Source organism: Rothia uropygialis, from assembly GCF_004137765.1.
Classification (GTDB): Bacteria; Actinomycetota; Actinomycetes; order Actinomycetales; family Micrococcaceae; genus Rothia.
In genome coordinates, this window is the sequence record NZ_NOIS01000005.1 from 70,889 (window position 1) to 84,866 (window position 13,978).

Here is a 13,978-nt window from a genome sequence, read left to right on the forward strand (position 1 = left end):
TTGAGGATGCACCCCAACGATGAACTGCCGGAACCCCCCTTCGAGGATCACTTGCTTCTTAGACGAAGACGCTGTGATCCGATCCTGGGCGCACGCCGAGACCGGTGAACTTCACCAATGGTGGGAGCAGGTGGCTCGGTGGGGCACTCCGATGAACGACCCCGATTCGAACAGGGTTACTTTTCTCTGGCGGGGAGCCCACGTCCAGGACGACCCGCAGGGAGCCGAATCCGTTCACCTCGCCATGAACCGAGTCACGGACAAGGACAACTACGACCACGGTCTGATGCGGCACGTTCCCGGAACCGATATCTGGGTCAGGACTTTGGAGCTCGAGCCGAATTTGCGGGTCAGCTACGGCTTCAAACCCATGAAGCCCGAGGAGACCCCGCGCCCGGGCCCGCCCCGATTCAACCGATACGACACGCTTCGGGACGCCTTCAACGCCTCGGATCCTCTCGTGGATCGCGGCACCCACGGACTTTCCCTGTATTCGGGGCCGCTCTCCCCCGCCCAGCGAGAATGGGACGGACACAAGTCACGGATCGTGGAAGGCCGCATCTTCAGGAGCACGAGGACGCTGCCCGGCGACGTCGCCGAGGAAACCGCCCGCGACCACTGGCTTTATGTTCCGTCTCTGGAAGCGCCGGGAGTCGGCGGTTGCACTGTACCCTTGGTCACAATCTTCGACGCGGAGATCTGGTTCGGCAATCTCTCGCTCCACCAGGCGATCGAAGCCGCGGTCGAGGCCGGGCGAATACCCCCGCTGGCCGTATTGGGCATCTCCAATACCGATACTCCCGATCGGATTGCCCATCTCGGCGCGAACTCGGTCTTCCTGCGCGACGTGGCGGAACATTCCATTGCTTGGGCCGAGGAGCGCGCGCGATCCGCCGGAGTGGAATTATCCGGGCGTGAAGGCCGCGTGATCGTCGGCCAAAGTCTCGGAGGTCTTTCCGCGCTCGTCGCCGCCCTCGAACTTCCCGACGTCTTCGGTCATGCCCTGGCCCATTCGCCCTCACTGTGGTGGACCCCCGACGGGGCCTCGAAACCCCGAGATCTCGGAACCCGTGAAGGAATGGACTGGATCACCGAAAGGTTTCACCAATCCGCGTCCGGCGACGTCAGAGTCAGCGTGGCCGTCGGCGAGCGCGAGGGGCTGACCCTTCCCCGTGGCCGAATACTCCACCGGGTCATGCTCGACGCGGGTTGGGCAACAACGTTCGATACGTACGCCGGAGGGCACGATTTCGCCTGGTGGCGTGGGGCCGTCCTCGACGGTCTCAACCACACATTCATGTCTTTGCTTTCTCGGTGAGAAAGCAATTCCCATCATCTCGACCCCACCTGTGAGGAGACCCTTTGCCACTGCCCAGCATCCTGCCCTATCGCCTCGATTCCCCCATGCCCTGGCCGAACCGGACGGAGTGGCGGCTTGACCCCCAACGGGCCTTGCTCCTGATCCACGACATGCAGAACCATTTCATCGACGCATTCGATCGCTCGCCGGATTCGCAGATCAATGCCGCGGTGAACAACACTGCGGCCCTCCGTCAGGCTTTTCACCGCGCAGAGGTTCCAGTGGTCTACACCGCCCAGCCTCCGTCCCAGGACCCTGCCGACCGCCAGTTGCTGACGGACTTCTGGGGCCCGGGACTGACGGATGAGGAGGCGGCCCGAATCATCGACGAGCTCGCTCCCGATGCGGTAGACACAGTTCTGACGAAGTGGCGATACAGTGCGTTCTACCGCAGCGACCTCGAACACCGGTTGCGCAATCATGGGAAGGACCAGCTGGTGATCACCGGGGTCTATTCCCACATCGGGTGCCTGGCTACCGCGTTGGAAGCGTATATGAGGGGTATCCAGGTCTTCTTCGTTGCCGATGCCCAAGCGGATTTCGACCGTGACCACCATCAGATGGCCCTCGATTACGTCGCCGGCCGCTGCGGCCAGGTGTGCGCAACCTCGGCCCTGGTAGAAGAGTTCGGTGCTGCTTTGCGTCCACTCGAGGAGATGGCTTCGTGAAAGAACTTCCTCACGCAATTGTCGTAACAGGCGGCTCGGGAGGGATCGGAGGCCAGATTGTCAGCCTGTTGAGGCGCCGCTCTGCCGATCACCGTGATGCCGTGGTCATTTCGACGGACCGTACCGGCGCGGCCACTCATGGTACCGACGAGCAGAGACATTCGGGGGTCGAGTACATCGACCTCGATGTCACGGACGCTGAGGCGGTCACGGAGGTTTTCGACGAATTGTCCTCACGGTACCGTCTTCGGTCAGTGATCAACGCTGCCGGAATCATCGCGACCGGACCGGCGCTGGAAGCCCCCGAATCGGAAGTCCGTCACATGATTGAGGTCAATGCGCTCGGTGTCGTCAACGTCAGTTCCACCGCCGCTCGCGTCATGGTCCGGCAGGCTGATCACGAGCCGGGTCAACGCCCTGAAAGATCCATCGTGACGGTCGCGTCCAACGCGGGCACCGGACCGCGTGCTGACTTCGCCGCTTATGGTGCTAGCAAGGCCTTCGCCTCCCACTACACCCGCAGCCTCGGATTGGAGATCGGTTCGGCCGGAATCCGCTGCGTCGTCGTAAACCCGGGTACAACGCGCACTCCCATGGTGGAGTCCCTGTGGCAAGGTGCCGACCGCACGGAACAGACCGTGGCGGGCGATTCCCGTCTGTATCGGACCGGCATCCCGTTGGGGCGCATCGCCGAGCCCGCGGATATCGCTGAGGTCGTCGAGTTCTTGGTTTCGGCGAGGGCAGTTCACATCACGGCGGCGGAGCTGACCGTAGACGGAGGAGCCACCCAACGATGAATTCCTCTACGCTGACGGCGCATCCGGCGACAAACCCGGACCGAGCCACGGACCCCGAACCGAATTTCACGTTCTCATCAGGCCAATGGGCACTCGAGGCATCGGGCGGTGAGATTCTGCACCCGGTGTTCGCCCACGAATCGGGTGCGGCCGGCGACCTCATGAATCGGTTGCGCGACCGAGAGCAGGCCACGAGCCGGACGCAGGTGCTCTACGGCATCATTCCCTTCGACACTTCAGAGCCGGCCGAGTTGCGGATAACTGGCGATGCAGCGTGGATTCCGCAGAAGGTGTCGAGACGTACAGTTTCGGCTCCGACAACACGGCACACCACACCGGATTCTCCGCATTACCGGAGAATCGTCTCGGAAGCCCTCGACCGGATCGAGCTCGGCGAGATGAAGAAGATCGTGCTGTCCCGTTCGATGACCTTGCCCCTTCCGGGAGAGGACCCGGAATCTGCCGAGCAACGGATCCTGGAGCGGCTCTCCGCGGCAGGAGGCAGGGCCGATATCTTTCGGATGCGGCTGAGCGACGGGGTGACATGGCTCGGTGCCAGCCCGGAAATCATTGCGGATGTCAACGAGTCCAGGTTCGTGACCCATCCCTTGGCAGGTTCCCTCGGTCGTTCACCGGACGGGCCCGAGGCCGACGAGGCCGCCCGACTTCTCGGCTCCTCGCCCAAGGACATACACGAACACGGCTTCGTGACCCGACATATCCGCGATGCTCTCTGCCCTCTCGCGCGTGAACTCCGTGTCCCCGCCGAACCGGAGCTCTTCGGGACGGACTCCATGTGGCATTTGGGGACCCGGATCACGGGTCTTCTGAAGCCAGGCGTTTCGGCGCTGGAGGCGGCCCTGGCCGTCCACCCGACCCCTGCCGTGGGTGGAACACCGGCGGCGCAGGCCGTCGCGGCGATTCGAGATCTCGAAGGCCAATCCAGGCGTTACTATTCCGGCTTGGTGGGATGGACCGATTCCACCGGAAACGGTCGGTGGTCCCTCGTTCTTCGGTGTGCGAGCATTCAGGAGCGGAACATTACGCTCTACGCGGGAGCCGGTATCGTCCAGGGATCCACGCCCGAGAGCGAACACGCCGAGACGGCCTCCAAGTTCGGGACAATATTGCGCACGCTGGAGGGGCTGGCCTGAGCGGATTGGTTCACCGGACAGAACGTCCCCGGCGGCTTCCAAAGCCGTCGGGGACGTTCTGCGGTTTACCCCGTGGGCGAGCCGACGGTGACTTCTCGAAGAACAGGCTCAAGGACACGGACCCACGCCTGATACCCGGGTCCGTTGAGGTGGAGTTCGTCTTCGCTCAGTTCCGGACGCAAGGTCCCCTCCGGGGTAGCCAATGCCGGCCACAGGTCGAGGTACCGAATATCCTCCGGGTACGAGGCAACGATCTCCCGGATTCTCTCATTGGCCCAGAGAACCTCGCCGCGGTAGGAAAGAGCCCGGGGCATGATCGACTGGACCACCACGGGCGTCCCCGGGGCGCAATAATGGATGTGGTCCAAGACCCCGGCGAGGTTGTTCAGGATTCCTTCGGTCGGTTGCCCCTGGCCGATGTCGTTGGTACCCATCAGGAGCATGACGGCCGACGGGCTGTTGATGACGCCATCCACCCGTTCGAGTATTTCCCCGCTGGTCTCTCCTCCGACTCCGCGATTGACGACGGGGATGTCCGGGAACCATTCCTGCCACTGCCCTTGTTCGGTGATGCTGTCTCCGAGAAAAACCACGCGCCCCGCAGGCAATGGCAACGTGTCCAGCTGGGACCGCCGGCTGATTTGCTGAGGTTTGTATCGCCGCGCTGACAGTCTGCTTCTGACGCGTCTTCGCAAGGCGGTCGTCGCACCGGTCCTGTCCGCTGTGTCCGCCGCTGCCTGTGAGGAATTCACAATATTCTTCAGCCCTCTCGACATGTTGTGTCCCGTCCCTTTGTCGTTCGTCCCAAGACCCGTCCGGTCACAGGTTCTTACCCAGAAACGTAGTACACATCATCGCCATGGTGTGGCAGCCGCGGCCCGATGACGCGTTCTGCGCCCGGGCCGTGGCGCACACAAGATCAGAGCATTCTCTTGGCACCTGAGAACTCGCTCTTCGAGTCCCACTGCTTCCAGTCGGTGATCGAAACGGTGGTCGACTCGTTGGGGGCGTGGATCATTTTCCCGTCGCCCATGTACATGCCGACGTGGTGAACGGCACCCGTGCCTCCCGGCTGGGCGAAGAACAGCAGGTCGCCGGGTTGCAAGTCGCTTTCCGCGACGTCCTGACCGAATTCGGCCTGTGCGTCCGCGTCGCGCGGGATATCGATCCCGTGGGCTCGGTACATGCTGTAGGTGAAGCCGGAGCAGTCGTATCCGTAGGCTGAGACGCCGGCCCACAGGTAACGCAGGCCCAAGAACTGTTTGCCGGTTTCGACTACCTCGCTGCCGGTCGGACGGGATGGTCCGTCACCCGGGGAATAGATCGCGACGTCGTCCGGCCGGACCCAACCCGTACCACCGTCGGGCAGGCTGACTTGCACCCCGGATCCGGTCTGCTGGACCACAGGAAGCTCGGTATTGAAGCTCAGCTCCAGGTTCTCGTCCGCGTTCCCCGAGTCATTGGTCAGCGTGGACTTCTTCGATGTGACGACCGCTCGTTGACGGGCATCCTTCTGGTGGTCGAAGGTGTTGTTCTCGATCAATTGCCGAGTCGGAACCCACCCCGGGTACCCCTGTTCGTTCTTCGGGGTCGATTGGTCATGTACCACGACCTTGGACCAGTCGCCCTGAATTTCGGTGACCGAAACCTCGGAGCCGTAGACTGCCTGGGTTTCCGTGTTGCCGGTCAGCCAGCCTCGGGTTTCGGTATCCTCCATATTCTTGTTCCACTGGTCGAGATCCACCGGGTTGGTTGTGGACGGTTTGTCGATCGGTCGATCCTTGCCGGGCTCGCCCCACAGGGTTGCGACCGTAGTGTCGACGAATGCAGTGTCGCCGACGCTGATCCCCTCACCAGGCAAGGCATCCTGGGCGCTTGCTCCGTCGGACTCCGCCATGGCCGGTGATCCGGCGAGAGAACATGCCAGCCCCAGTGCTCCGGCGGCCGCGATAATTCGGTGAAATCTCATGATGCTGTTCCTTCCGTGAGTGAGGGGTCAAGGTCCATGCCGAGCCCCGGAGTCTCAGCGAGGGAAATTCTTGACCCCTCGCGCTCGTACCCTCGCGCGATGCGTGGGTCTTGGATCCATTCGGCGGAGTCCAAGTCAATCAGCTGAATGTTCGGATGAGCCAGCGCCGCGTGCGCGGCCGCGGCAATGGAAACGCGAGGTTCCATCATGGCCCCCATCATGCAGCCGACGCCGCAGGCAGCCGCCAGATCGGCGATCGACATGGCCGAGCGAATGCCTCCGCATTTTGCGAGTTTGATGTTGAGCAGATCCGCTGCCTCCCGGCGGAGCACGTTCAGGGCGTCGTGCTCGGTAGCCACCGATTCGTCGGCCATGATCGGGGTCTCGACGGCGGCCGTTACCTTCGCGAGGGCTTCCAAGTTCTCCTTGGGCGTGGGTTGTTCGACGAGGTCCACCGGTATCCCCGTATCTTCAAGACGCCGAATCATGCGTATCGCTTCCTTGGCTTCCCACCCCTGGTTGGCATCCAGCCGAAACCGTGCGGACGGGACCGCTTCGTGGACCGCCTCGAGCCTGTCCAGATCGGTCCGCGGGTCGCTGCCCAACTTGATCTTGAGAATTTCGAAGCCTTCCTCGCTGGCCGTGACGGCTTCCCGGGCCATGGAATCCGGCGTCCCCAAGCTGATCGTCATGTCGGTCACGGCGTGCGCATCGCTGCGCCCGCCGAGCGCCGCGACGAGGGGCAGCCCCAGGCTCGATGCCCACGCATCGTGGAGAGCGACGTCGACCGCGGCTTTGGCGCTCATATTGCCTTCGCAACTGCCCGCGAGCGCGTCCTCCGCTTCCCGCAAGGACATCTCCTCTCCGATGAGGGCCTCGAAGACGGGTCCGTTGATCGCGGCGAGGACAGAGGCGACGGATTCTCCGGTGACTGCCCACGTTTCCGCGGCGGTGCCGAATCCGTGGGAGCCGTCATCGAGATCCATTTCGACGAGGACCCCTTGGACGGAATCGACGCGTCGGCGCGAGGTGACAAAGGGGCGCTTGAGAGGCCCGCTGTACGGCATGGCACGGATGTCCCGCACCCGGATTTGTCCGTTCGAAACCATATTTTTCTTTTCCTTCCCTGACGTGGAGTGTGGCATCACAGAACCGACAGAACTTGGGCGGTCATGAGTCCGAAGAAGGTGCCCGCAAATGCCCCGATCAAGGCGAAGAGCACACCAACGGGCACGAGTTGGCGGTTGAACGCGCTGGCTACCACGGGTGCGGAAGCGATACCGCCGATATTCGCTGTACTGGCAACCGCCAGGCTGAATAGCTCCGTCCGGGTCAATTTGGCGTAGATGACCACGATCCCGATGTGGACGATCATCACAATCACACCGGCCACCAGGTAGAGCGGGGCCTGTCCGAGCGACGCGAAGTCGGACTGGGAGGCGATGATTCCGATGATCAGGTAGAGCATGACCATCGCAATTTCGTTGGATCCCGCGACGTTGCCGAGTTTCGTCGAACCGATAACCAGCCCCAGGACGCTGACGATGAGAATCGTCCAGGTGCTGGAGGTGACCACAACGCCGATTTCCGGGAGCAATTCTCCGACTTTGGTTGCCGCGGAGGAGATGAAAATGCTGAAGCCGATCACGCAGATCAGTGACACCAGATCGATCGGCTTCTGCGCCGGTCCTTCTTCGGCATTCGAATGGACATCGAGATAACGGGTATCGGCTTTGGTCCAGGCGTTGAATTTGTCCGAAATCGAGACGGATCCGAACATGACCAGCAACCACACCGAGTACACAATCGTGTCGACGATCAGAACGTAACCGAAGACGTCCTGGGGCGCCTGCAGGATCGATTGCACGGCGACCATATTGGCCGAACCGCCGGTCCAGGAAGCGGAAAGCGCCCCGAGCGCTTTCCAGGCTTCGGGATCGAGGACGCTGTGGAGGATCAGGTACGCCACCACGAATCCGACGAAAATACTGAATGCCGTGACCACGTAGGTCAGCAGAAGTTTGGGACCGAGTTTGATGATCTTGCGGACGTCGCATTGGAACAGAAGCAACAGGATCATTGCCGGCAAGAGAGCATCTTGGACTCCCGAGCCCAGGTCCACGACGTCGTCACTCTGGCCGAATGCCCCCACCGTGTTGAGCAGCGCCGTGACGATGTACATGAGCACGAAGCCCGGAACGTATCGAAAGAATTTGTAGCGAGAGCGCTTCTCGCAAAACACGATGATGGCGGCCAGTGCAAGCAAGACCCCCAAGAAGAGGAAGCCATCGGTGATCATGCTCGTTTCCTTCCCGCACCCCTTGTAACAAAAAAGTCGGAAACACCGGGACAAAGTTGTCTGGTATTTCCGACTGGATCCGGTCCCCGCCGAGGGACCAGGCAATCAGGGGATGCCTGTCAAGTCTTGGTGGTCGCGCAACGATACTTGGTCGCCGCATTGTGCAACGCGGTGATCAAGGCCCGTTGTGACGACCCGTGGTATCTGACGGAGATCTGCTCCGCCAGGCTTTCCTCCTCTTCGATGCTGGCCCCGACGATCAAGCTCCTGACGAAGGTATTCGTCAGCGCCAACGTCGCCGTGCATTCTGCATCGAGAATTCGGTGAGTGTCCGTATCGATGATGAGCCCGATGAAGAAGAGACCGAACTGGTTGGTGATCGGGTTATTCGACGGGGACTTCGCTTCGCCTGTCACGAAGATCGAGGAACACATGCGTAAAACCTTAACCCAGATCACATTCAAAACATAGCTATTACGAGCCGACGGCGGCTTGGCGTGCCGCGGCGACCCCGGTTCCGACCCAGGTGGTCACGGTATCGCGTGCTGCCAGTTCCCCGGCGAGGCCTTGGACTTCCTGTGCCGTGACCGCACGAATGTTGTCGTGGAGTTCGTCGAGGTCCGTGAAATGGCCGGTGTCCAATTCGGATCGGCCCAGTCGGGACATGCGGGATCCGGCGTCCTCGCTGCCGAGAATCGTTGCGCCGCTGAGTTGTCCCGTGACCTTATCCAACTCCGTCTCCTGCAGGCCCTTGTCCGCGAGGCGGTCCAATTCGGCTCTCATCAGGTCCACGACTACGGGCGCCTTGTCAGCGGTGCACCCCGCGTACATTCCGAAATAACCGGCGTCGGAGTAGGAACCGCCGAAAGAGAATGTGTTGTAGGCGAGTCCGCGCTTTTCGCGGATCTCCTGGAACAGACGAGAGGACATCCCACCGCCCAGGCACGCGTTGAGCACGGACATCGCGAATCTTTGCTGTGACCCGGCGATTAGACCCGTGGTTCCCAGAATCACGTTGGCCTGCTCGAAGGGCCGGTCGACCGTGTGGCCACCGAATTCCGGCGAAATATCGGTCGGGTGGCGGACCCGTCTGGCCGCGGGAATCGCACCTTCCGTGAGATCCCACCCGGCGACCTCGAGGGCGTCGAGAACGAGCCGGACGATTTCGCGGTGTTCGAGCCCGCCCGCCGCGGAGATGACCAAACGATCCGGAGTGTAATGCTTCTTGTAATGCTCCCACACCGCTTCGCGCGCGACGCTCGTGATCTCGGACGGTGTGCCGCCGATCGGCCTGCCCAAAGGGTGCTGACCCATGATCTTCGCGGTGAAGTTCTCGAAGGCCACGTCGGTCGGGTCGTCGAGGTCCATGGCGATCTCTTCGAGAATGACCCCGCGTTCCTGCTCGAGTTCGCGGGGATCGATCTTCGCCGAGGTCACCATGTCCGCGATGACTTCCACAGCCATGCGAACGTCTTCGGACAGGACTCGCGCGTAGTAGCAGGTATGTTCTTTGGCCGTCAGCGCATTGGATTCGCCGCCGACGGCGTCGAACTCTTCCGCGATGTCAAGCGCGCTGCGTGATGGGGTTCCTTTGAACAGCAAGTGTTCCAAGAAGTGCGTCGAACCATACATGCCCGGTGTCTCATCACGCGACCCCACGCCGAGCCAGAATCCCAACGCGACGCTGCGCTGGCCAGGCATGCGTTCGGTCAGAACGCGTACGCCTCCGGGCAGGACGGAACGGCGGACTTCATTGCCGCCTTCCCCCGCGCACACGAGGCGCCCTTCCTCGTAATTCAGCTCTTCCACGAGGTCCTCGGGGTTCAAGCCCAATGCGTATGGCATGTATTCAGTCAGTTCCTCAGATTGATCAGGTGGCAGGGGGACGAGCCGGTTCGCAATGAGTCGTCGTCGATCGCGGCGGCCTCCGGCGACGAGTCTAAGGCCCCCGGACATATCGTCCAATTCGACGAAAACCCCGGCCGGGATCCGCTGGGATCCGACCGGGGTTTCCGTGGGAGAGATTCGGAGGAAATTACTCCTCGTCGTCACTCTCGGTGGCGGTTGCGGCCTCTTCTTCCGAGACCACAGGGGCCAACGAGAGCTTGCCGCGGTCGTCAACCTTGGTGATCTCGACCTGTACCTTCTGCCCGACGCCAACGACGTCTTCGACGTCGCTCACGCGATTGCCATCGTTGAGCTTGCGCAGCTCAGAGATGTGCAACAGCCCGTCCTTGCCCGGAGTCAGGGAAACGAACGCACCGAAGGTCGTGGTCTTGACGACCGTGCCCAAGTAGCGTTCTCCGACCTCGGGAACCTGGGGGTTGGCGATCGCGTTGATCGCCGACCTGGCGGCCTCAGCGGAAGGACCGTCCACGGCACCGATGTAAACGGTTCCGTCGTCCTCGATCGTGATGTCCGCGCCGGTGTCTTCCTGGATCTGGTTGATCATCTTGCCCTTCGGGCCGATGACCTCGCCGATCTTGGAGACGGGAACGTGCACGGTGATGATGCGCGGGGCGAACTCGCTCATTTCATCCGGAACGTCGATCGCGGCCGTCAGCACGTCAAGGATGTGCAGGCGGGCTTCGCGAGCCTGTTTGAGCGCGGCACCGAGCACCGAGGCGGGGATTCCGTCGAGCTTGGTGTCGAGCTGGATCGCGGTCACGAATTCGGATGTACCCGCGACCTTGAAGTCCATATCGCCCAATGCGTCCTCTGCGCCGAGGATGTCGGTCAGAGCGGCGTAACGAGTTTCGCCGTCGACCTCGTCCGAGACCAAGCCCATCGCGATACCTGCCACCGGAGCGCGCAGCGGCACACCGGCGTTGAGCAGCGAGAGGGTCGAGGCACACACGGATCCCATTGACGTTGAACCGTTGGAGCCGAGCGCCTCGGAAACCTGGCGAATCGCGTAAGGGAATTCCTCACGCGACGGCAGGACCGGGGTGATCGCGCGTTCCGCAAGCGCACCGTGACCGATTTCGCGGCGCTTCGGGGAACCGACGCGGCCGGTCTCACCCGTGGAATACGGCGGGAAGTTGTAGTGGTGGATGTACCTCTTGGTCTTGACCGGAGAGAGGGAGTCGATCTGCTGCTCGAGCTTGAGCATATTGAGCGTGGTGACACCCATGATCTGGGTTTCGCCGCGCTCGAAGATCGCGGATCCGTGCACGCGCGGCAGAACTTCTACCTCTGCCGTGAGCTGACGGATATCGGTCAGTCCTCGGCCGTCGATGCGGACCTGATCCGTCAGAATGCGCTGGCGCACGGTCTGTTTGGTCAAGGCGTTGAAAGCACCATTGACTTCCTCGAGGCGGCCTTCGAACTCTTTGCCTTCACCGGCGAGTTCCTCGGCAACTTCCTTCTGCAGGTTTTCGGAAGCGATCTCGCGCTCCTGCTTGCCTGCGATGGAGTAGACGTCCTTGATCTTTGAGGAGAACTTGGACTCGACCGCCTGGGCCACCTCTTCGGCGTATCCGCCGAAGCGCTCGATCTCCATGGCCGGCTTGCCGGCACGCTTGGCCAGATCCGACTGGGCATCGCACAGCGCCTTGATGAAGGGCTTGGCTGCCTCGAGGCCTTCCGCCACGACGTCCTCGGTCGGCGCTGTCGCGCCGGACTGGACGAGGTCCCATGAGGTGTCGGTGGCTTCGGCCTCCACCATCATGATCGCGACGTCTTCGGTTCCGTCGGCCTTGGTCACAACGCGTCCCGCAACCGCCATGTCGAACACGGCGTTTTCCAGCTGCGAATGCTTGGGGAATGCAACCCACTGACCGTCGATCAGCGCGACGCGGACGCCGCCAACCGGCCCCTGGAACGGCATTCCGGAGAGGGTCGTGGACATCGAAGCCGCGTTGATGGCAACGGTGTTGTAAATCTCGTCGGGATCGATCGTCAGAACGGTCACGACGACCTGGACCTCATTGCGGATTCCCTTGCCGAACGCGGGGCGCAATGGGCGGTCGATCAGACGGCAGGCCAGGATGGCGTCCGTCGAGGGGCGTCCCTCACGGCGGAAGAACGAGCCCGGGATGCGGCCCGCGGCGTACATGCGCTCTTCGACGTCGACCGTCAGCGGGAAGAAATCGAATCCTTCACGGGGGTGCTTGCCGACGGCGGTTGCCGACAGCATGCTGGTTTCTTCGTCGATGGACACGAGCGTGGAGCCCGCTGCCTGCTTGGCCAAGCGGCCTGTTTCGAAGCGAACGGTACGCTGACCAAATTTGCCATTGTCGATAATGGCTTCTGCGAATTGAATCTCGGGACCCTCCAAGGGTCACCTCCATTTCTTGTACTTCGCGCGGACCCGCCTCGACTCGGTCTTCGATCGAGGCCCACGGATGAATTCATCCGGAGGCCACTACCGAGGACCGCAAGGAGAGGATGGGCCCTACGCGTATTTTTACTGAAGTCCCACGGATCCTTCCGTGGGAACTCGCTATGGGTAGCGAGAGGGCGGCGCTGCCGTCCGTTATCCAGTCTTCCATGTTTGGAAGCCGGATTCCGTCACAGCGGCGCCGCCCCTCACGCTTGTCGTCTTTATCGGCGAATTCCGAGACGCTGAATCAGCGCGCGGTAACGCTCGATGTCGATCCGACGCAGGTAGCCGAGCATGTTGCGGCGGCGACCGACGAGAATCATGAGACCACGACGCGAGTGGTGGTCGTGCTTGTGGGACTTAAGGTGTTCGGTCAAGTCACTGATGCGACGAGTCAGAACTGCAACCTGAACCTCGGGCGAACCGGTATCGCCCTCGTGGGTTGCGTATTCCTTGATGATTTCCTGCTTGACAGCGGGATCCAGTGCCACTGATTAACTCCTAGAGTTAGTGCCGTGAACGGCCCGATACGGCGAATGCCGCCGGGGACCCAACGCACCGAGGACAGTCCCGGACGGATATCGCCGACCGAGGATCACGGCACGAGGGACGCCTGGCAACCACGGACTGCAGCCAGACGTAATCTCCAGCTTAGCTGATCGAACCGATCTGCGGAAGAACACCCGCCCGGACGGGCCGTTTCCGAACTGTGAGACTCGCGACCCGGCGTGCCACGATGGTGCAATGATCGATTTCACCCAGTCTGCCGACATCGTGGCCCCCCAGCTTCTGGGGGCAGTAATTCATCGTGGCCAGGTCGCGATCAGGTTGACGGAAGTCGAGGCCTACCTCGGCACAGTGGATCCGGCGTCGCACGCCCACAAGGGTCCGACGCCGCGATGCGCGACGATGTTCGGCGAGCCCAGCCACCTCTATGTTTACGCGTCGTACGGGATTCACCGTGCCGGGAACCTGGTCTGCTCCCCCGACGGAACCGCCTCCGGTTGTCTGATGCGGGCCGGAGAGGTGGTTTCCGGGTGGGATGAGGTGCGGATCCGACGCGGCGAGAGCGTCCTCGACGCCGGCCTGGCCCGAGGACCCGGGAACCTGGGTTCCGCCCTGGGGCTCAGCTTGATGGACAACGGAACACCGGTCCATCAAGCGGTTCGGGGACGCCACATCTCGGATTCCACCATTGAATTCTGGATAGAAGAACCTCGAGAACCGGTCGAGCACGTCAGAGGCAAGCGCATCGGCATCAGCAAGAATGCGGATGCTCCCTTGCGGTATTGGATCCCCAACGATCCGACGGTCAGTTCCCCGCGTTCGCGACGTGTCGCAGTCGGCTGAGCCCGGATGTCCCGGCGAGACGGCTCCTGCGCAACGCCCCGACACAGCGCATCATTG

13 protein-coding genes are annotated in these 13,978 nt (G+C 62.1%); 5 read left to right on the forward strand and 8 right to left on the reverse strand.

Annotation, left to right across the window (positions count from 1 at the left end; all coding sequences use genetic code 11):
• The first annotated feature begins 73 nt into the window (after positions 1-73).
• From EWV35_RS11445 to EWV35_RS11460, 4 genes are read left to right on the forward strand one after another with little or no spacing between them, the layout of a single operon-like run.
• Positions 74-1,318: an alpha/beta hydrolase-fold protein gene (locus tag EWV35_RS11445; protein WP_165168536.1), complete on the forward strand. Its 1,245-nt coding sequence runs from the start codon at positions 74-76 to the stop codon at positions 1,316-1,318.
• A 44-nt stretch (positions 1,319-1,362) separates the two neighbouring features.
• The gene (locus tag EWV35_RS11450; RefSeq protein ID WP_238654463.1) at positions 1,363-2,028 is read left to right on the forward strand and encodes an isochorismatase family protein; all 666 of its coding nucleotides are present in this window, start codon (positions 1,363-1,365) and stop codon (positions 2,026-2,028) included.
• Positions 2,025-2,825 (forward strand): SDR family oxidoreductase, encoded by an 801-nt coding sequence (locus tag EWV35_RS11455; RefSeq protein WP_165168538.1) that lies wholly within the window; start codon positions 2,025-2,027, stop codon positions 2,823-2,825. The genes EWV35_RS11450 and EWV35_RS11455 overlap by 4 nt, the downstream gene beginning before the upstream one ends.
• The gene (locus tag EWV35_RS11460) at positions 2,822-3,979 is read left to right on the forward strand and encodes an isochorismate synthase (RefSeq protein ID WP_129662043.1); all 1,158 of its coding nucleotides are present in this window, start codon (positions 2,822-2,824) and stop codon (positions 3,977-3,979) included. Before EWV35_RS11455 ends, EWV35_RS11460 begins: the two co-directional genes overlap by 4 nt.
• A gap of 65 nt (positions 3,980-4,044) precedes the next feature.
• On the opposite strand, the gene EWV35_RS11465 is transcribed toward EWV35_RS11460, so the two are convergent.
• The 8 genes from EWV35_RS11465 to rpsO all read right to left on the reverse strand — a co-directional run bounded on the left by EWV35_RS11465 (position 4,045) and on the right by rpsO (position 13,062).
• Positions 4,045-4,731 (reverse strand): GDSL-type esterase/lipase family protein, encoded by a 687-nt coding sequence (locus tag EWV35_RS11465; RefSeq protein WP_165168540.1) that lies wholly within the window; start codon positions 4,729-4,731, stop codon positions 4,045-4,047.
• Positions 4,732-4,898: 167 nt separating this feature from the next.
• Complete coding sequence (locus EWV35_RS11470) at positions 4,899-5,948, reverse strand: C40 family peptidase (protein WP_129662047.1); 1,050 nt, start codon at positions 5,946-5,948, stop codon at positions 4,899-4,901.
• Entirely contained in the window at positions 5,945-7,057 is a 1,113-nt protein-coding gene (locus EWV35_RS11475; RefSeq protein WP_129662049.1) for a dipeptide epimerase, read from the reverse strand. The genes EWV35_RS11470 and EWV35_RS11475 overlap by 4 nt, the downstream gene beginning before the upstream one ends.
• 35 nt (positions 7,058-7,092) lie before the next feature.
• Positions 7,093-8,247, reverse strand: a complete 1,155-nt coding sequence (locus EWV35_RS11480) for a DUF819 family protein (protein ID WP_129662051.1) — start codon at positions 8,245-8,247, stop codon at positions 7,093-7,095.
• A 119-nt stretch (positions 8,248-8,366) separates the two neighbouring features.
• On the reverse strand, positions 8,367-8,681 hold the full coding sequence (locus tag EWV35_RS11485) for a DUF3870 domain-containing protein (protein ID WP_129662053.1): 315 nt from the start codon (positions 8,679-8,681) through the stop codon (positions 8,367-8,369).
• Between the two features lie 40 nt (positions 8,682-8,721).
• On the reverse strand, positions 8,722-10,092 hold the full coding sequence (locus tag EWV35_RS11490) for a M16 family metallopeptidase (RefSeq protein ID WP_129662055.1): 1,371 nt from the start codon (positions 10,090-10,092) through the stop codon (positions 8,722-8,724).
• Between the two features lie 190 nt (positions 10,093-10,282).
• On the reverse strand, positions 10,283-12,526 hold the full coding sequence (locus EWV35_RS11495; RefSeq protein ID WP_129662057.1) for a polyribonucleotide nucleotidyltransferase: 2,244 nt from the start codon (positions 12,524-12,526) through the stop codon (positions 10,283-10,285).
• Positions 12,527-12,792: 266 nt separating this feature from the next.
• Positions 12,793-13,062 (reverse strand): 30S ribosomal protein S15, encoded by a 270-nt coding sequence (gene rpsO, locus EWV35_RS11500; RefSeq protein ID WP_129360613.1) that lies wholly within the window; start codon positions 13,060-13,062, stop codon positions 12,793-12,795.
• Between the two features lie 253 nt (positions 13,063-13,315).
• Here rpsO and EWV35_RS11505 point away from each other — a divergent pair, with 253 nt between their 5' ends.
• Positions 13,316-13,921, forward strand: coding sequence for a DNA-3-methyladenine glycosylase (locus EWV35_RS11505; RefSeq protein WP_129662059.1), 606 nt, complete (start codon positions 13,316-13,318; stop codon positions 13,919-13,921).
• Positions 13,922-13,978 lie beyond the last annotated feature (57 nt).